Genomic DNA, 22,003 nt, shown 5'->3' on the forward strand with positions numbered 1-22,003 from the left:
TCGAAGAGGATCGGGCTGTCCAGGTTCAGCCAACTTATTGGAATACAGGAAATGAGCTGGTAGCGGGCTTGAGCCGACTAATTCCAATGCCTGCAGCGAATTTCCAAACAACATCGTCACTAGCACAAGCAGTGATCGGAGCATCGAGCAGGCAGCTTTTTTTTGTTGTGAGCGTCTCATAGATCCCGGCTAATAAAATCAGCTTCTGTGAATCCATTCGCTAGTGGAAAAAATTCGTACGTCATCCGGCTTAGGCCTGATGATTCACGTTTGCGCTAGATTTTATAGCACCGCACTGGCAAGCTTGCCATGAACGGAGTTGGCAGACAGTTTGTTTTTAGAAGCCTTATCAAACGACGAAAGTCTTTTTAAAAAAAACTCCCGCATTCATCAAGCAACTCCAGTTCCTGACAACTCTGATAAACATCAGGATCAACATCGGATAATAAAGGGTCTTGCTTTTTTAACTGTTCTATTTTGTTGCACGTCCGTTGCCTCCATACTTCCAGTATGTGGATAGCGGTATCGATTTTGGCTTTTTTTAGGAGGGTCACTGTATGCATAAGCTCCATTTCGCTCTCATACTCCTCCAGTAAATTCAGTATTTCGCTGCCAAATATTTCTGTCTGGTTGAGCTTTAACCATAAACTGCCGAACGCCTGTTTTTGTGGTTCCAATTCATTCTCTGCCTGACATGCTTCAGCTTGCCTGGATTGAACGTTATCCAGTTTCTGCCATTGATCTGCAGTCAAATAATAGTGTTCAGATATCCCGGTGATTTTCAAAAAAGTCCTGAATTGTTCCTCTGACCAGTTGCTGATGGCCATTTTTTCACTCTGTATTTTCAGCTGTGGCATTGGGTAGCGATAGGTCTGAACATCATCACCCGATACTTCAACCTCAAGCCACTGACCTTTGACGGTAAAAGACATCTCATTAAGGTTCTGCATCAACACAGCGATATAGCTCAGGGCCAACTGTTCTCCTGATTGGATAAGTCCGGAGACAGGTATCTCAACATGGTTATTGTCGGTTGTTCGCATCCCGGACAGAAAGTGATCGGGAATATCGTTATCCCAGGGTAGAAGACTATGGGTTTTGAGCAGTGCTTCGAACAGTATCTGGATGCCTTCTTTGGTGATGTCATGGTTTTTTAGTTGCAGGCAGGCTTCAAGCAGCTTCTTTAACCAATGAGAAGAATGCTCTTTGCTGAGTTTTTGCAGGGCGCTCAACGATGGAAACAGGTCGAACACAACCCGGGCATGGCTGGCATCCAGAAAACGCAACTGTTGATCCTTTGTTAAGGATTGCAGGATTTCCAGATAGAGCCTTTGCATAGAGTCGAGTTTCAGCACCGCCGACAAGGGTTGCAACCGGGCTGAGTACTGCTCCCATAGTCTTTTATCCGGCAATGACTTCAGCCGCTTGGCAAAAAAGACAAAACGCTCCCTGTCTTCATCGGAAGAACAAAGGAACATTGCTCTATTTAATACGCGCAAGGGCACGGTTTTCATTGAATGACGCCACAAAAAATGCCGATCCTGTTGATTAGCCTGGAGGTAGCGTTTGATGCTTTTCCCTCCAGAAGAAGATAAAAGCCCTATCAATGGTTCCAACATCAGAACCGTTTTAGTCTGTTCATGAAATTGGCAGAACTCTTTTAAAACCGTCCATGTTAGTGACCAGTCTGGCTTAGGGGTGGAAAGATAAAGAGCGACTGTTTTTATCTGGCGATTGAATTTTTCGTCATCTTCTTCATCCTCTGAATCGCTATTGTATTCGTCATTTTCCTCATTATCCGGGCTGTTATGTTCTTCAGTAAATTCTGTAGACAGCCACTGTTTCATTTGTGTTTCCCGATGTTGAAGCACTTGAATAGCAGGTAGCCCCTCTGATTTCCAGAGTCTGGACATAATTTGCAATAGCAGATGACTGGGTGCCCCCTGGTAACGTATCCAGCCCAGCACTTTTTTCACAGGCTCATATTTGAGCAAGCTCCGGCCATTATTCATGGACGAGAAAGCGCGGAACAACTTCATATTGAACCCGCCCTTGTCTTTCCATTCCGGCCAGCTCAGCACCTCTTTCACTTTTTCATGTTTGAGCATGCCTTTGGTATTTTTCATGGACGAGAAGGCGCGGAACAGCTCCATATTGAACTCGCCCTTGTCTTTCCATTCCGGCCAGCCCAGCACCTCTTTCACTTGCTGATGCCCGGGCACACCCTGACCATGACTCATCGACGAGAAAGCGCGTAATAACTTCGTATTGAACACACCATCTCTGTCTTTCCATTCCGGCCAGCCCAGCACCTCTTTCACTTGCTTATGTTTGAGCATGCCTTTGCTATGATTCATAGACGAGAAGGCGCGGAACAGCGCCATATTGAGCTCGCCATCCTTGTCTCTCCATTCCGGCCAGCCCAGCACCTCTTTCACTTGCTTATGTTTGAGCATGCCTTTGCTATGATTCATAGACGAGAAGGCGCGGAACAGCGCCATATTGAGCTCGCCATCCTTGTCTCTCCATTCTGGCCAGCCCAGCACCTCTTTCACTTGTTCATGTTTGAGCATACCTTTGCCATAATTCATAGATGAGAAGGCGCGGAACAGCTCCATACTGAACTCGCCATCCTTGTCTTTCCATTCCAGCCAACCCAACACCTCTTTCACTTCCTTTTGTTTGAGCATGCCTTTGCCTCTATTCATAAACGAGAAGCCGCGGAACAGCTCCATACTGAACTCGCCATCCTTGTCTTTCCATTCCAGCCAAGCGAGCACATCTTTCACTTGCTCATGTTTGAGCATGCCTTTGCCATGATTCATAGACGGGAAGGTCTGGAACAGCTCCATACTGAACTCGCCATCCTTGTCTTTCCATTCCGGCCAGCCCAGCACCTCTTTCACTTGCTCATGTTTGAGCATGCCTTTGCCATGATTCATAGATGAGAAGGAGCGGAACAGCTCCATATTGAATTCGCCATCCTTGTCCTTCCATTCCGGCCAGCCCAGCACCTCTTTCACTTCCTTTTGTTTGAGCATGCCTTTGCCGTTATTCATAGACGAGAAGGCGCGGAGCAGCTCCATACTGAACTCACCATCCTTGTCTTTCCATTCCGGCCAGCTCAGCACCTCTTTCACTTGCTCATGTTTGAGCATGCCTTTGCAATTGTTCATAGATGAGAAGGCGCGGAACAGCTCCATACTGAACTCGCCATCCTTGTCTTTCCATTCCGGCCAGCCCAGCACCTCTTTCACTTGCTCATGTTTGAGCATGCCTTTGCCATGATTCATAGATGAGAAGGTGCGGAACAGCTCCATACTGAACTCGCCATCCTTGCCTTTCCATTCCGGCCAGCCCAGCACCTCTTTCACTTGCTCATGTTTGAGCATGCCTTTACCATTGTTCATGGATGAGAAGGCGCGGAACAACTCCATACTGAACTCGCCATCCTTGTCCTTCCATTCGGGCCAGCCCAGCACCTCTTTCACTTCCTTTTTTTTGAGCACGCCTTTACCATTGTTCATGGATGAGAAGGAGCGGAAAAGCTCCATACTGAACTCGCCATCCTTGTCTTTCCATTCCGGCCAGCCCAGCACCTCTTTCACTTGCTCATGTTTGAGCATGCCTTTGCCATTATTCATAGACGAGAAGGGGCGGAGCAGCTCCATACTGAACTCACCATCCTTGTCTTTCCATTCCGGCCAGCTCAGCACCTCTTTCACTGGCTCATGTTTGAGCATGCCTTTGCTATTATTCATGGATGAGAAGGCGCGGAACAGCTCCATACTGAACTCACCATCCTTGTCTTTCCATTCCGGCCAGCCCAGCACCTCTCTCACTGCCTCATGCTCGGGTACGCCGTGGCCATTATTCATGGACGAGAAAGAGCGGAACAGTTCGATATTGAACTCGCCATCTTTGTCTTTCCATTCAGACCAGCCCAGTATTGCTTTCACTTGCTCATGTGTGGGCACGCCTTTGCCATTATTCATGGACGAGAAAGAAGTCACTATATCTAAACTCGCTAAATATTCGAGTTCATCCTGGCTACGCTCTGCAAAACTACGAATATGTTTTTTGCTATTACCCAGCATGCCGGTCAGCATGCCTGTATTTTTGACGTTTTCAGAAAGATACCCAAAAAAAACGATGGCATTATCGAAGAAACCATTAAAAGACTTTCTATCTACAAGACCAGACAGCTTATAAAAAGTATTTTTTACCGTGATGTTTTTTTTCTTGAATACCGCTACCAGGGTTTGCACTTTTTCCAGCTCTTCCTGACTTAATTCGTACTTGATATTTGCTTTTATATTTTCTAACGGATCATCGGGAATTTGAGTGTCTGGCGGTTTCTTTTTTTTGGCCGCTGGTTCAGCAACAGCGGTTGAATTATTTCTCTTTCTACCCGGCCCCTTCTTTTTTTTCGGAGCGGGTTCTGATGAATCCGGTTCTGTTTCTTCCCGGATTCGTCTTACCCTTTTGTTACCTTGAATGCCCGACAGGCACTTGTCGCACAACAACGCTGAAGCTGCTGTCTGATTTGCTACACGTCCTAATTCCTGTGGATTCAGTGCTTTGTCACACTTCGAACAAACAACAACTGAATTTCCGGTATTCTGCTCAGCTGAGGGTTTTAGTGGCTCATCGCCTCCACGACCATTGGCGCCTGTCGAACCGGTTCCCCTGTTACAAGCAGAAGGTCCGCTTGTCTGGCCGGTCTGACCTGTTGTTGCGGTCGTTGATGCTTTGGTCTTTCGGGAGGTTGTATTCTTTTTCCCGTTACCCGCCTGTCGGCCAGAATATTTGCCAGAAACCATCTCACGGTAAACTCTGAGTTCCTGACCATTCTCTGCCACCCATGTCTGAATCAGCCCCGGTTGAATCGTGCCTGGGTCTGACCTTTCCAGATCAAGAAGATCGGCTTCAATCACCATGATCCGGTCTGTCAAAATCCGCGCCAGCGTGGTCTGGCCTGATATAATCGCCCATAGTCGTTTGATTTGTAATATTATAAGCAGTTGCTTTTTTTGCTGCAGACAAGTTTGGACAGGATCAGGAATAAGGGTAAGGACAGGTTGACGCTCTGGGTCACGACTCCCACTGTTTCTGTCAGGTGGCTTATCGTCATCACCTCCTCCGTCGGTGCCCCTGACGATCAGTCCATTAGAAGTGTTCTCCAGAACTTCAGGGGGCTCGTAAAACTCCAACAACTCGTTCCCACACTCCGGAGGCTGTCGCAAAAGCCCAACAACTCGTTCCCACGCTCCGAGGTCGTCATTCCCGCGTAGGCGGGAATCCAGCTCCAACGGTAGATCCCTGCCTTCTCGGGGATGACAAGGCCAGGGGGGCACCGGGCAGTATGGTTCTGGTGGTGAGTCAGTGTGGATTCCCGCCTTCGCGGGAATGAAGCCGGGAATGACGGGAGTCAACTCGTGACACCCTCGAAGAGGATCGGGCTGTTCAGGTTCAGCCAACTTATTGGAATACAGGAAATAAGCTGGTAGAGGGCTTGAGCCGACTAATTCCAATGCCTGCAGCGAATCTCCAAACAACATTGCCACTAGCACAAGCAGTGATCGGACCATCGAGCAGGCAGCTTTTTTTTGTTGTGAGCGTCTCATAGATCCCGGCTAATAAAATCAGCTTGTGTGAATCCATTCGCTAGTGGAAAAAATTCGTACGTCATCCAACTAGGCATGATGATTGACGTTTGCGCTAGATTTTATAGCACCGCACTGGCGAGCTTGCCATAAACGGATTTGGCAGACAGTTTGTTTTCAGAAGCTTTATCAGGCGACACAAGTCTTTTTAAAAAATACTCCCACACCCATCAAGCAACTCCAGTTCCAGACAACCCTGATAAACATCAGGAGCAACATCGGATAATAAAGGGTCTTGCTTTTTTAACTGTTCTATTTTGTTGCACGCCCGTTGCCGCCATGCTTCCAGTATGTGGGTAGCGGTATCGATTTTGGCTTTTTTAAGGAGGGTCACTGTATGCATAAGCTCCATTTCGCTCTCGTACTCCTCCAGTAAATTCAGTATTTCGCTGCCAAAAACTTCTGTCTGGTTGAGCTTTAACCATAAACTGCCAAACGCCTGTTTTTGTGGTTCCAATTCATTCTCTACCTGACATGCTTCAGCTTGCCTGAATTGAACGTTATCCTGTTTCTGCCATTGATCTGCAGTCAAATAATAGTGTTCAGATATCCCGGTGATTTTCAAAACAGTCCTGAACTGCTCTTCTGACCAGTTGCTGATGGCCATTTTTTCATTCTGTATTTCCAGAAGTGGCATTGGAAAGCGGTAGTTTTGAACTCTGCCACTTGATACTTCAACCTCAAGCCATTGCCCTTTGACGGAAAAAGACATCTCATTGAGGTTCTGCATCAATACAACAATATAGCTCAGGGCCAACTGTTCTCCTGTTTGGATAAGACCGGAGACAGATATCTCAACATGGTTATTGTCGTTTGTTCGCATCCCGGACAGAAAGTGATCGGGAATATCGTTATCCCAGGGTAGAAGACTATGGGTTTTGAGCAGCGCTTCAAACAGTATCTGGATGCCTTCTTTGGTGATGTCATGGGTTTTTAGTTGCAGGCAGGCTTCAAGCAGCTTCTTTAACCAGTGGGAAGAATGCTCTTTGCTGAGTTTTTGCAGAGCACTCAACGAGGGAAACAGGTCGAATACAGCCCGGGCATGGCTGGCATCCAGAAAACGCAGCTGATCATCTTTTGTTAAGGGTTGCAGGATTTCCAGATAGAGCCCTTGCATATATTCGAATTTCAGCACTCCTGACAAGGGTTGCAACCGGGCCGAGTACTGCTCCCATAGTCTTTTATCCGGCAATGACTTCAGCCGCTTGACAAAAAAGACAAAACGCTCCCTGTCTTCATCGGAAGAACACAGGAACATTGCTCTGTTTAACACGCGCAAAGGCACGGCTTTCATTGAATGACGCCACAAAAAATGCCGATCCAGTTGATTAGCCTGAAGGTAACGTTTGACACTTTTCCCTCCGGAAGAAGATAAAAGCCCTATCAATGATTCCAGCATCAGAGCCGTTTTAGTCTCTTTATGCAATTGGCAGAACTGTTTTAAAACCGTCCATTTTAGCGACCAGTCTGGCTTAGGGGTGGAAAGATAAAGAGCGACTGTTTTTATCTGGCGATTGTATTTATCATCTCCTTCATTATCCGGATTGCTGCATTCTCCTGTAAGTTCTGTAAGCAGTAACTGTTTCAGTTGTGTTTCCCGGTGTTGCAGCATCTTGATAGCAGGTAGCCCTGCTGATGCCCAGAGCCTGGGCATGATTTGCAGTAGCCTGTGATTGGGCGCCCCCCGGCAACCTATCCAGTCCAGCACTTTTTTCACAGGCTCATGTTTGGGCAAGCCTCGGCCGTGATTCATGGACGAGAAAATGCGGAACCGCTTCATATTGAGCTCGCCACCCTTGTGTTTCAATTCAGACCAGCCGAGCACCTCTTTGACTTTCTCATGTTTGAGCATACCTCTGCCATTATTCATGGATGAAAAGGCGCGGAACAGCTCCATATTGAACTCGCCATCCTTGTCTTTCCATTCCGGCCAGCCCATTACCTCTTTCACTTCCTCTCGTTTGAGCATGCCTTTGCCACTATTCATAGACGAGAAGGAGCGGAACAGCTCCATATTGAACTCGCCACCCCTGTCTTTCCATTCCGGCCAGCCCATTACCTCTTTCACTTCCTCATGTTTGAGCATGCCTTTGCTACTATTCACGGATGAGAAAGAGCGGAACAGCTCCATACTGAACTCGCCATCCTTGTCTTTCCATTCCAGCCAGCCCAGCACCTCTTTCACTTCCTCGTGTTTAATCAATCCCTTGCTGCTATTCATGGACGAGAAGGCGCGGAACAGCACAATGTTGAACTCGCCATCCTTGTCTTTCCATTCCGGCCAGCCCAGCACCTCTTTCACTTCCTGTTGTTTGAGGATGTCTTTGCCATGATTCATAGATGAGAAGGCGCGGAACAGCTCCATACTGAACTCGCCATCCTTGTCCTTCCATTCCGGCCAGCCCAGCACCTCTTTCACTTCCTGTTGTTTGAGGATGCCTTTGCCATGATTCATAGATGAGAAGGCGCGGAACAGCTCCATATTGAACTCGCCATCCTTGTCCTTCCATTCCGGCCAGCCCAGCACCTCTTTTACTTGCTCATGTTTGAGCATGCCTTTGCCATTGCTCATTGACGAGAAGGACCGGAACAACTTCGTATTAAACTCGCTATCCCTGTCTTTCCATTCCGGCCAGTTCAGCACCTCTTTCACTTCCTCTTGTTTGAGCATGCCTTTGCCACCGTTCATAGATGAGAAGGCGCGGAACAGCTCCATACTGAACTCGCCATCCTTGTCTTTCCATTCCGGCCAGCCCAGCAGCTCTTTCACTTCCTCATGTTTAATCATGCCCCTGCTGCTATTCATGGATGAGAAGGCGCGGAACAGCTCAATGTTGAACTCGCCATCCTTGTCTTTCCATTCCGGCCAGCCGAGCACCTCTTTCACTTCCTCTTGTTTGAGGATGCCTTTGCAATGATTCATAGATGAGAAGGCGCGGAACAGCTCCATACTGAACTCGCCATCCTTGTCTTTCCATTCCGACCAAGCCAGCACCTCTTTCACTTCCTCATGTTTGAGCATGCCTTTGCCACTATTCATTGACGAGAAGGATCGGAACAACTTCGTATTAAACTCGCCATCCCTGTCTTTCCATTCCGGCCAACCCAGCACCTCTTTCACTTGCTCATGTTTGACGATGCCTTTGCCATGATTCATAGATGGGAGAGCGCGGAACAGCTCCATACTGAACTCGCCATCCTTGTCTTTCCATTCCGGCCAGCCCAGCACCTCTTTCACTTCCTTTTGTTTGAGCATGCCTTTGCTATGATTCATAGATGAGAAGGCGCGGAACAGCTCCATACTGAACTCGCCATTCTTGTCTTTCCATTCCAGCCAGCCCAGCACCTCTTTCACTTCCTCATGTTTAATCATGCCCTTGCTGCTATTCATGGATGAGAAGGCGCGGAACAGCTCCATACTGAACTCGCCATTCTTGTCTTTCCATTCCAGCCAGCCCAGCACCTCTTTCACTTCCTTTTTTTTGAACACGCCTTTACCATTGTTCATGGATGAGAAGGAGCGGAACAGCTCCATATTGAACTCGCCATTCTTGTCTTTCCATTCCAGCCAGCCCAGCACCTCTTTCACTTCCTCATGTTTAATCATGCCCTTGCTGCTATTCATGGACGAGAAGGCGCGGAACAGCTCAATGTTGAACTCGCCATCCTTGTCTTTCCATTCCGGCCAGCCCAGCACCTCTTTCACTTGCTCATGTGTGGGCACGCCTTTACCATTGTTCACGGATGAGAAGGAGCGGAACAGCTCCATATTGAACTCGCGATGCTTGTCTTTCCATTCCAGCCAGCCCAGCACCTCTTTGACTTCCTCATGTTTAATCATGCCCTTGCTGCTATTCATAGACGAGAAGGAGCGGAACAGCTCCATACTGAACTCGCCATCCTTGTCTTTCCACTCCGGCCAGCCCAGCACATCTTTCACTTGTTCATGTTTGAGTAAGCCTTTGCCACTGTTCATTGACGAGAAGGATCGGAACAACTTCGTATTAAACTCGCCATCCCTGTCTTTCCATTCTGGCCAGCCCAGTATTGCTTTCACTTCCTTATTTGTGGGCACGCCTTTGCCATTATTCATGGACGAGAAAGAAGTCACTACATCTAAACTCACTAAATATTCGAGTTCATCCTGGCTACGCTCTGCAAAACTGCGGATATGTTTTTTGCTATTACCCAGCATGCTGGTCAGCATGCCTGTATTTTTGACGTTTTCAGAAAGATGCCCAAAAAAAGCGATGGCATTATCGAAGAAGCCATTAAAAGAATCTCTATCTACGAAACCAAGCAGCTTATAAAAAGTGTCCTTGGCAGTGATGTTTTTTTCCTTAAATATCGCCATCAGGGTTTGCACTTTTTTCAGCTCTTCCTGACTTAATTCGTGCTTGATATTTACTTTTATTTTTTCTAACGGATCATCGGGAATTTGAGTGTCTGGCGGTTTCTTTTTTTTGGCCGGTGGTGCAGTAGCAGCTGCTTTTGAATTATTTCTCTTTCTACCTGGCTCCTTCTTTTTTTTCGGAGCAGGTTCTGGTGAATCCGGTTCTGCTTCTTGCCGGATTCGTCTTACCCTTTTGTTACCTTGAATGCCCGACAGGCACTTGTTGCACAACAACGCTGAAGCTGCTGTCTGATTTGCTACACGTTCTAATTCCTGTGAATTCAGTGCCTTGTCACACTTCGAACATGCGACAAGCGAATTTCCGGTATTCTGCTCAGCTGAGGGTTTCTGTGGGTCATCGCCTCCACGACCATTGGCGCTTGTCGAACCGGTTCCCCTGTTACGGGCAGCAGATCCGCTTGTCTGGCCGGTCTGACCTGTTGTCGCGGTCGTTGATGCTTTGGTCGTTCGGGAGGATGAATTCTTTTTCCCGTTACCCGTCTGTCGGCCAGAATATTTGCCAGAAACCATCTCACGGTAAACTCTGAGTTCCTGATCATTCTCTGCCACCCATGTCTGAATCAGCCCCGGTTCAATCATGCCAGGGTCTGACCTTTCCAGATCAAGAAGATCGGCTTCAATCACCATGATCCGGTCTGACAAAATCCGGGCCTGCGTGGTCTGGCCTGATATAATCGTCCATAGTCGTTTGATTTGTAATATTATAAGCAGTTGCTTTTTTTGCTGCAGACAAGTTTGGACAGGATCAGGAATAAGGGTAAGGACAGGTTGATGCTCTGGGTCACGACTCCCACTGTTTCCGTCAGGTGGCTTATCGTCATCACCTCCTCCGTCGGTGCCCCTGACGATCAGTCCATTAGAAGTGTTCTCCAGAACTTCAGGGGGCTCGTAAAACTCCAACAACTCGTTCCCACACTCCGGAGGCTGTCGCAAAAGCCCAACAACTCGTTCCCACGCTCCGAGGTCGTCATTCCCGCGTAGGCGGGAATCCAGCGCCAACGGTGAATATCTGCCTTCTCGGGGATGACAAGGCCATTGGGGCACCGGGCAGTAAGGTTCTGGTGGTGAGTCAGTGTGGATTCCCGCCTTCGCGGGAATGACGAGAATGAAGCCGGGAATGATGGAAGTCAACTCGTTCCCACGCTCCGGCGTGGGAATGCATATCTCCTCTGAAAGCCAGATACTACCACTTGAGATAACATATGGGCACCCACGCCCGCGACTTACAGGGCCTAAAAACATGGGAGCCAGAGTTTTGTGATGCCATCGAAGAAAATCGGGCTGTTCAGGTTCAGCCAACTTATTGGAATACAGGAAATGAACTGGTAGCGGGCTTGAGCCGACTAATTCCATTGCATGCGACGACCCCCCAAACAACATCGTCACTAGCACAAGCAGTGATCGGACCATCGAGCAGGCAGCTTTTTTTTGTTGTGAGCGTCTCATAGATCCCGGCTAATAAAATCAGCTTGTGTGAATCCATTCGCTAGTGGAAAAAATTCGTACGTCATCCGGCTTAGGCCTGATGATTCACGTTTGCGCTAGATTTTATAGCACCGCACTGGCAAGCTTGCCATGAACGGAGTTGGCAGACAGTTTGTTTTTAGAAGCCTTATCAAACGACGAAAGTCTTTTTAAAAAAAACTCCCACATTCATAAAGCAACTCCAGTTCCAGACAACCCTGATAAACATCAGGAGCAACATCGGATAATAAAGGGTCTTGCTTTTTTAACTGTTCTATTTTGTTGCACGCCCGTTGCCGCCATGCTTCCAGTATGTGGGTAGCGGTATCGATTTTGGCTTTTTTAAGGAGGGTCACTGTATGCATAAGCTCCATTTCGCTCTCGTACTCCTCCAGTAAATTCAGTATTTCGCTGCCAAAAACTTCTGTCTGGTTGAGCTTTAACCATAAACTGCCAAACGCCTGTTTTTGTGGTTCCAATTCATTCTCTACCTGACATGCTTCAGCTTGCCTGAATTGAACGTTATCCTGTTTCTGCCATTGATCTGCAGTCAAATAATAGTGTTCAGATATCCCGGTGATTTTCAAAACAGTCCTGAACTGCTCTTCTGACCAGTTGCTGATGGCCATTTTTTCATTCTGTATTTCCAGAAGTGGCATTGGAAAGCGGTAGTTTTGAACTCTGCCACTTGATACTTCAACCTCAAGCCATTGCCCTTTGACGGAAAAAGACATCTCATTGAGGTTCTGCATCAATACAACAATATAGCTCAGGGCCAACTGTTCTCCTGTTTGGATAAGACCGGAGACAGATATCTCAACATGGTTATTGTCGTTTGTTCGCATCCCGGACAGAAAGTGATCGGGAATATCGTTATCCCAGGGTAGAAGACTATGGGTTTTGAGCAGCGCTTCAAACAGTATCTGGATGCCTTCTTTGGTGATGTCATGGGTTTTTAGTTGCAGGCAGGCTTCAAGCAGCTTCTTTAACCAGTGGGAAGAATACTCTTTGCTGAGTTTTTGCAGAGCACTCAACGAGGGAAACAGGTCGAATACAGCCCGGGCATGGCTGGCATCCAGAAAACGCAGCTGATCATCTTTTGTTAAGGGTTGCAGGATTTCCAGATAGAGCCCTTGCATATATTCGAATTTCAGCACTCCTGACAAGGGTTGCAACCGGGCCGAGTACTGCTCCCATAGTCTTTTATCCGGCAATGACTTCAGCCGCTTGGCAAAAAAGACAAAACGCTCCCTGTCTTCATCGGAAGAACACAGGAACATTGCTCTGTTTAACACGCGCAAAGGCACGGCTTTCATTGAATGACGCCACAAAAAATGCCGATCCAGTTGATTAGCCTGAAGGTAACGTTTGACACTTTTCCCTCCGGAAGAAGATAAAAGCCCTATCAATGATTCCAGCATCAGAGCCGTTTTAGTCTCTTTATGCAATTGGCAGAACTGTTTTAAAACCGTCCATGTCAGTGACCAGTCTGGCTTAGGGGTGTAAAGATAAAGAGCGACTGTTTTTATCTGGCGATTGCATTTGTCATCCTCTTCATTCTCTGAATCGCTATCGTATTGGTCATCTCTTTTATTATTCGAGTTGTTATGTTCTCCGGTAAATTCTGTAAACAGCCACTGTTTCAGTTGTGTTTCCCGGTGTTGCAGCACCTCAGTAACAGGTAGTCCTGTTGATGCCCACAGCCTGGTCATAATTTGCAGCAGACTATGATTGGGTGCCCGCCGGTAACCTATCCAGCCCAGCACTTTTTTCACAGGCTCATGTTTGGGCAAGCCCTGGCCATTATTCATGGACGAAAAAGCACGGAACAACTTCAGATTGAACTGGTCATCCCTGTGTTTCCATTCCGGCCAGCCTAGCACCTCTTTCACTTTCTTTTGTTTGAGCATGCCTTTACCATTGTTTATGGATGAGAAGGAGCGGAATAGCTCCATATTGAACTCACCATACTTGTCCTTCCATTCCGGCCAGCCCAGCACCTCTCTCACTTCCTCATGTTTAAGCATGCCTTTGCTACTACTCATAGATGAGAAAGAGCGGAACAGCTCCATACTGAAATCGCCATCCTTGTCGTTCCATTCCGGCCAGCCCAGCACCTCTTTCACTTCCTCATGTTTAATCATGCCCTTGCGGCTATTCATGGACGAGAAGGCGCGGAACAGCTCAATGTTGAACTTGCCATCCTTGTCTTTCCATTCCAGCCAGCCCAGCACCTCTTTCACTTCCTTTTGTTTGAGCATGCCTTTGCCACTATTCATGGATGAGAAGGCGCGGAGCAGCTCCATACTGAATTCGCCATCCTTGTCTTTCCATTCCGGCCAGCCCAGCACCTCTTTCACTTGCTCATGTTTAAGGATGCCTTTACCATTGTTCATGGATGTGAAGGAGCGGAACAGCTCCATACTGAACTCGCCATCCTTGTCTTTCCATTCCGGCCAGCCCAGCACCTCTTTCACTTCCTCATGTTTGAGGACGCCTTTACCATTGTTCATAGACGAGAAGGAGCGGAACAGCTCCATACTGAACTCGCCATCCTTGTCTTTCCATTCCTGCCAGCCCAGCACCTCTTTCACTTCCTCTTGTTTGAGTATGCCTTTACCACTGTGCATGGATGAGAAGGAGCGGAACAGCTCAATGTTGAACTCGCCATGCTTGTCCTTCCATTCCGACCAGGCCAGAACCTCTCTCACTTCCTCATGTTTGAGCATGCCTTTTCCACTGTTCATCGATGAGAAGGCGCGGAGCAGCTCCATACTGAACTCACCATTCTTGTCTTTCCATTCAGGCCAACCCAACATATCTTTCACTTCCTTTTGTTTGAGCATGCCTTTGCCATGATTCATGGATGAGAAGGCGCGGAGCAGCTCCATACTGAATTCGCCATCCTTGTCTTTCCATTCCGGCCAACCCAGCACCTCTTTCACTTGCTCATGTTTAAGGATGCCTTTGCAATGATTCATAGATGAGAAGGTACGGAACAGTTCCATACTGAACTCGCCATACTTGTCTTTCCATTCCGGCCAGCCCAGCACCTCTTTCACTTCCTCTTGTTTGAGCATGCCTTTACCACTGTTCATGGATGAGAAGGCGCGGAACTGCTCTATATTGAACTCGCCATCCTTGTCTTTCCATTCCGGCCAGCTCAGCACCTCTTTCACTTCCTCATGTCTAATCATGCCCTTGCTGCTATTCATGGATGAGAACGAGCGGAACAGCTCCATATTGCGCTCACCATCCCTGTTTTTCCATTCGGGCCAGCTCAGCACCTCTTTGACTTTCTCATGTCTGGGCAGGCCCTGACCATGATTAATGGACGAGAAGGCGCGGAACAGCTCCGTATTGAATTCGGCATTCTCATCTTTCCATTCTGGCCAACCCAGGATTGCTTTCACTTCCTTGTGTGTGGGCACGCCTTTGTTATTATTCATGGACGAGAAGGAAGTCAAGAGATCCAAACTTGCTAAATATTCGAGTTCACTCTGGCTACTTTCGGCAAAACTACGGATATGTTTTTTGCTATTACCCAGCATGCCGGTCAGCATGCCTGTATTTTTGACGTTTTCAGAAAGATGCCCAAAAAAAGCGATGGCATTATCGAAGAAGCCATTAAAAGAATCTCTATCTACGAAACCAAGCAGCTTATAAAAAGTGTTTTTTACAGTGATGTTTTTTTCCTTGAATACCTCTATCAGGGTTTGCGCTTTTTCCAGCCCTTCCTGACTTAATTCGTACTTGATATTTGCTTTTATTTTTTCCAGTGGGTCATCGGAGATCTGGGTGTCTGGCGGTTTCTTTTTTTTGGCCGGTGGTTCAGCAACAGCTGTTGAACTATTTCTCTTTCTACCCGGGCCCTTCTTTTTTTTCGGAGCGGGTTCTGATGAATCCGGTTCTGCTTCTTCCCGGATTCGTTTTACCCTTTTGTTACCTTGAATGCCCGACAGGCACTTGTTGCACAACAACGCTGAAGCTGCTGTCTGATTTGCTACACGTTCTAATTCCTGTGAATTCAGTGCCTTGTCACACTTCGAACATGCGACAAGCGAATTTCCGGTATTCTGCTCAGCTGAGGGTTTCTGTGGGTCATCGCCTCCACGACCATTGGCGCTTGTCGAACCGGTTCCCCTGTTACGGGCAGCAGATCCGCTTGTCTGGCCGGTCTGACCTGTTGTTGCGGTCGTTGCTGCTTTGGTCGTTCGGGAGGATGAATTCTTTTTCCCGTTACCCGTCTGTCGGCCAGAATATTTGCCAGAAACCATCTCACGGTAAACTCTGAGTTCCTGATCATTCTCTGCCACCCATGTCTGAATCAGCCCCGGTTCAATCATGCCAGAGCCTGGCCTTTCCAGATCAGGAAGATCGGCTTCAATCACCATGATCCGGTCTGACAAAATCCGGGACAGGGTGGTCTGGCCTGCCATAATCGCCCATAGTCGTTTGATTTGTAATATTACAAGTAGTTGCTTTTTTTGCTGCAGACAAGTTTGGACAGGATCAGGAATAAGGGTAAGGACAGGTTGGCGCTCTGGTTCAGGACTCCCGCTGTTTCCGTCAGGTCGCTTATTGCCATCATCTCCACCGGCGTTGCCCCCGGCGATCAACGCATTGGAAGTGTTCTCCAGAACTTCAGGGGGCACGTAAAACTCCAACAACTCGTTCCCACGCTCCGGAGGGTGTCGCAAAACTCCAACAGCTCGTTCGGATGCTCTGAGGTCGTCATTCCCGCGAAGGCGGGAATCCAGCGCCAACGGTGAATATCTGCCTTCTCGGGGATGACAAGGCCATTGGGGCACCGGGCAGTAAGGTTCTGGTGGTGAGTCAGTGTGGATTCCCGCCTTCGCGGGAATGACGAGAATGAAGCCGGGAATGACGAGAATGAAGCCGGGAATGATGGAAGTCAACTCGTTCCCACGCTCCGGCGTGGGAATGCATATCTCCCCTGAAAGCCAGATACTACCACTTGAGATAACATATGGGCACCCACGCCCGCGACTTACAGGGCCTAAAAACATGGGAGCCAGAGTTTTGTGATGCCATCGAAGAAAATCGGGCTGTTCAGGTTCAGCCAACTTATTGGAATACAGGAAATGAACTGGTAGCGGGCTTGAGCCGACTAATTCCATTGCATGCGACGAACCCCCAAACAACATCGTCACTAGCACAAGCAGTGATCGGACCATCGAGCAGGCAGCTTTTTTTTGTTGTGAGCGTCTCATAGATCCAGGCTAATAAAATCAGCTTCTGTGAATCCATTCGCTAGTGGAAAAAATTCGTACGTCATCCAACTAGGCATGATGATTGACGTTTGCGCTAGATTTTATAGCACCGCACTGGCGAGCTTGCCATAAACGGATTTGGCAGACAGTTTGTTTTCAGAAGCTTTATCAGACGACATAAGTCTTTTTAAAAAATACTCCCACACCCATCAAGCAACTCCAGTTCCAGACAACCCTGATAAACATCAGGAGCAACATCGGATAATAAAGGGTCTTGCTTTTTTAACTGTTCTATTTTGTTGCACGCCCGTTGCCGCCATGCTTCCAGTATGTGGGTAGCGGTATCGATTTTGGCTTTTTTAAGGAGGGTCACTGTATGCATAAGCTCCATTTCGCTCTCATACTCCTCCAGTAAATTCAGTATTTCGGTGCCAAAAATTTCTGTCTGGTTGAGCTTTAACCATAAACTGCCAAACGCCTGTTTTTGTGGTTCCAATTCATTTTCTGGCTGACATGCTTCAGCTTGCCTGGATTGAACGTTATCCAGTTTCTGCCATTGATCTGCAGTCAAATAATAGTGTTCAGATATCCCGGTGATTTTCAAAACAGTCTTGAACTGTTCCTCTGACCAGTTGCTGATGGCCATTTTTTCATCCTGTATTTCCAGCTGCGGCATTGGAAAGCGGTAGTTTTGAACTCCATCACCCGGCACCTCAACCTCAAACCACTGCCCTTTGACGGTGAAAGACATTTCATTGAGTTTCTTCATGAGCACAGCGATATAGCTCAGGGCCAACTGTTCTCCTGATGGGAGTCCGGAGACAGGTATCTCAACATAGTTGTTGTCGGTCGTCTGCATCCCGGACAAAAAGTGATCGGGGATATCGTGATCCCAGGGTAGAAGACTATGGGTTTTGAGCAGCGCTTCGAACAGTATCTGGATGCCTTCTTTGGTGATGTCATGGGTTTTTAGTTGCAGGCAGGTTTCAAGCAGCTTTTTTAACCAATGGGAAGAATGTTCTTTGCTGAGTTTTTGCAGGGCGCTCAACGAGGGAAACAGATCGAATACAGCCCGGGCATGGCTGGCATCCAGAAAACGCAACTGATGATCCTTTGTTAAGGGTTGCAGGATTTCCAGATAGAAGCTTTGCATAGAGTCGAGTTTCAGCACCGCCGACAATGATTGCAACAGGGCTGAGTACTGCTCCCATAGTCTTTTATCCGGCAATGACTTCAGCCGCTTGACAAAAAAGACAAAACGCTCCCTGTCTTCATCGCAAGAACACAGAAAGATTGCTCTGTTTAACACGCGCAAAGGCACGGCTTTCATTGAATGACGCCACAAAAAATGCCGATCCAGTTGATTAGCCTGAAGGTAACGTTTGACACTTTTTCCTCCAGAAGAAGATAAAAGCCCTATCAATGATTCGAGCATCAGAAGCGTTTTAGCCTCTTTATGCAATTGGCAGAACTGTTTTAAAACCGTCCATTTTAGCGACCAGTCTGGCTTAGGGGTGGAAAGATAAAGAGCGACTGTTTTTATCTGGCGATTGTATTTATCATCTCCTTCATTATCCGGGTTGCTGTGTTCTCCGGTAAGTTCTGTAAGCAGTAACTGTTTCAGTTGTGTTTCCCAGTGTTGCAGCATCTTGATAACAGGTAGCCCTTCTGATACCCAGAGCCTGGACATGATTTGCAGTAGCCTGTGATTGGGCGCCCCACGGCAATCTATCCAGTCCAGCACTTTTTTCACAGGCTCATGTTTGGGCAAGCCTTGGCCGTTATTCATGGACGAGAAAACGCGGAAGAGCTTTATATTGAGCTCGTCACCCTTGTATTTCCATTCCGGCCAGCCCAACACTTCTTTCACTTCCTTTTTTTTGAGCACGCCTTTACCATTGCTCATGGATGAGAAGGAGCGGAACAGCTCCATACTGAACTCGCCATCCTTGTCTTTCCATTCCGGCCAACCCAGCACCTCCCTAACTTCCTCATGTTTGAGGATGCCTTTGCCATGATTCATGGATGAAAAGGCGCGGAACATTTCCATACTGAACTCACCATACTTGTCTTTCCATTCCGGCCAGCTCAGTACCTCTTTCACTTGCTCACGCTTGAGCATACCTTTACCATGATTCATAGACGAAAAGGCGCGGAACAGCTCCGTGCTGAACTCTCCATCCTTGCCTTTCCATTCCAGCCAGCCCAGCACCTCTTTCACTTCCTCATGTTTGATCATGCCTTTACCACCGTTCATGGATGAGAAGGAGCGGAAGAGCTCAATGTTGAACTCGCCATCCTTGTCTTTCCACTCCGGCCAGCCCAGCACCTCTTTCACTTCCTCATGTTTAAGGATGCCTTTGCCATGATTCATAGACGAGAAGGCGCGGAACAGCTCCATACTGAACTCGCCATCCTTGTCTTTCCATTCCGGCCAGCCCAGCACCTCTTTCACTTCCTCATGTTTAATCATGCCCTTGCTGCTATTCATCGACGAGAAGGCGCGGAACAGCTCCATACTGAAGTCGTCATCCTTGTCTTTCCATTCCGGCCAGCCCAGCACCTCTTTCACTTGCTCATGTTTGAGGACACCTTTACCATTGTTCATGGATGAGAAGGCGCGGAACAGCTCCATACTGAACTCGCCATCCTTGTCTTTCCATTCCGGCCAGCCCTGCACCTCTTTCACCTGCTCATGTTTGAGGATGCCTTTGCAATGATTCATAGATGAGAAGGCGCGGAACAGCTCCATACTGAACTCGCCATCCTTGCCTTTCCATTCCGGCCAGCCCAGCACCTCTTTCGCTTGCTCATGTTTGAGCATACCTTTGCCATGATTCATGGATGAGAAGGAGCGGAACAGCTCAATGTTGAACTCGCCATCCTTGTCTTTCCATTCCGGCCAGCCCTGCACCTCTTTCACTTGCTCTTGTTTGAGCATGCCTTTGCAACTATTCATTGATGAGAAGGCGCGGAACAGCTCCATACTGAACTCGCCATCCTTTTCCTTCCATTCCGGCCAGCCCAGCACCTTTTTCACTTCCTTTTTTTTGAGCACACCTTTACCATTGTTCATGGATGAGAAGGAGCGGAACAGCTCCATATTGAACTCGCCATCCTTGTCTTTCCATTCCGGCCAGCTCAGCACCTCTTTCACTTGCTCATATTTGAGCATGCCTTTGCCATTGTTCATTGACGAGAAGGATCGGAACAACTTCGTATTAAACTCGCCATCCCTGTCTTTCCATTCTGGCCAGCCCAACACCTCTTTCACTTCCTTTTTTTTGAGCATGCCTTTACTATTGTTCATGGATGAGAAGGAGCGGAGCAGCTCCATACTGAACTCGCCATCCTTGTCTTTCCATTCCGACCAACCCAGCACCTTTTTCACTTCCTCTTGTTTGAGCATGCCTTTGCCATGATTCATAGATGAGAAGGCGCGGAACAGCTCCATACTGAAATCGCCATTATTGTCTTTCCATTCCGGCCAACTCAGCATCTCTCTAATTTCCTCATGTTTAAGGATGCCTTTGCCATGATTCATAGACGAGAAGGCGCGGAAAAGCTCCATATTGAACTCGCCATCCTCGTCCTTCCATTCCGGCCAACCCAGCACCTCTTTCACTTGTTCATGTTTGGGCATGCCTTTGCCAATATTCATTGACGAGAAGGATCGGAACAACTTCGTATTAAACTCGCCATCACTGTCTTTCCATTCTGGCCAGGCCAGTATTGCTTTCACTTGTTCATGTGTGGGCACGCCATTGCCATTATTCATAGACGAGAAGGAATTCAATACTTCCAAACTTGCTAAATATTCGAGTTCACTCAAGCTACGTTCTGCGAAACTACGGATATGTTTTCTTGTATTACCCAGCATGCCAGTCAGCATGCCGGTATTTTTGAAGTTTTCAGAAAGGTGCCCAAAAAAGGCGGCGGAATTATCGAAGAAGCCATTAAAATAATCTCTATCTACGAAACCAAGCAGCTTATAAAAAGTGTTTTTTACAGTGATGTTTTTTTCCTTGAATACCGCCATCAGGGTTTGCACTTTTTTCAGCTCTTCCTGACTTAATTCGTACTTGATATTTGCTTTTATATTTTCTAACGGATCATCGGGAATTTGAGTGTCTGCCGGTTTCTTTTTTTTGGCCGGTGGTGCAGTAGCAGCTGCTTGTGAATTATTTCTCTTTCTACCTGGGCCCTTCTTTTTTTTCGGAGCAGGTTCTGATGAATCCGGTTCTGCTTCTTCCCGGATTCGTCTTACCCTTTTGTTACCTTGAATGCCCGACAGGCACTTGTCGCACAACAACGCTGAAGCTGCTGTCTGATTTGCTATACGTCCCAATTCCTGTGGATTCAATGCCTTGTCACACTTCGAACAAGCGACAACTGAATGTCCGGCACTCTGCTCAGCTGAGGGTTTCAGTGGGTCATCGCCTCCACGACCATTGACGCCTGCCGAACCGGTTCCCCTGTTGCGGGCAGCAGATCCCCTTGTCTGGCCGGTCTGACCTGTTGTCGCACTCGCTGACGCTTTGGTCGTTCGGGAGGATAAGTTCTTTTTCCCGTTACCCGTCTGTCGGCCAGAATATTTGCCAGAAATAATCTCACGGTAAACTCTGAGTTCCTGATCATTCTCTGTCAGCCATGTCTGAACCAGCCCCGGTTGAATCGTGTCAGGGTCTGACCTTTCCAGATCAAGAAGATCGGCTTCAAGCACCATGATCCGGTCTGACAAAATTCGGGCCAGCGTGGTCTGGCCTGTCATAATTGCCCAATGTCGTTTGATTCGTAATATTAGAAGCAGTTGCTTTTTTTGCTGCAGACAAGTTTGGACAGGATCAGGAACAAGGGTAAGGTCAGGTTGGGGTTCTGGGTCAGGACTCCCGCTGTTTCCATCAGGTGGCTTATCGTCATCACCCCCTCCGTCGGTGCCCCTGACGATCAGTCCATTAGAAGTGTTCTCCAGAACTTCAGGGGGCTCGTAAAACTCCAACAACTCGTTCCCACACTCCGGAGGCTGTCGCAAAAGCCCAACAACTCGTTCCCACGCTCCGAGGTCGTCATTCCCGCGTAGGCGGGAATCCAGCTCCAACGGTAGATCCCTGCCTTCTCGGGGATGACAAGGCCAGGGGGGCACCGGGCAGTACGGTTCTGGTGGTGAGTCAGTGTGGATTCCCGCCTTCGAGGGAATGACGGGAGTCAACTCGTGACACCCTCGA

Annotated in this window: 4 protein-coding genes; all 4 read right to left on the minus strand. The window is 47.9% G+C overall.

Annotation, left to right across the window (positions count from 1 at the left end):
- Positions 1–368: 368 nt before the first annotated feature.
- Positions 369–5,435 (minus strand): hypothetical protein, encoded by a 5,067-nt coding sequence (locus tag ACO6VG_RS25785; RefSeq protein ID WP_422476233.1) that lies wholly within the window; start codon positions 5,433–5,435, stop codon positions 369–371.
- A gap of 379 nt (positions 5,436–5,814) precedes the next feature.
- A complete protein-coding gene (locus ACO6VG_RS25790) occupies positions 5,815–11,211 on the minus strand; it encodes a hypothetical protein (RefSeq protein ID WP_422476235.1) in 5,397 nt (1,798 codons plus the stop codon).
- A 503-nt stretch (positions 11,212–11,714) separates the two neighbouring features.
- Positions 11,715–16,463, minus strand: a complete 4,749-nt coding sequence (locus ACO6VG_RS25795; RefSeq protein ID WP_422476237.1) for a hypothetical protein — start codon at positions 16,461–16,463, stop codon at positions 11,715–11,717.
- A 502-nt stretch (positions 16,464–16,965) separates the two neighbouring features.
- On the minus strand, positions 16,966–21,987 hold the full coding sequence (locus ACO6VG_RS25800) for a hypothetical protein (protein ID WP_422476239.1): 5,022 nt from the start codon (positions 21,985–21,987) through the stop codon (positions 16,966–16,968).
- Positions 21,988–22,003: the final 16 nt, after the last annotated feature.

The sequence above is a fragment of the Endozoicomonas sp. ALB032 genome, assembly GCF_049310125.1.
Classification (GTDB): Bacteria; Pseudomonadota; Gammaproteobacteria; order Pseudomonadales; family Endozoicomonadaceae; genus Endozoicomonas_A.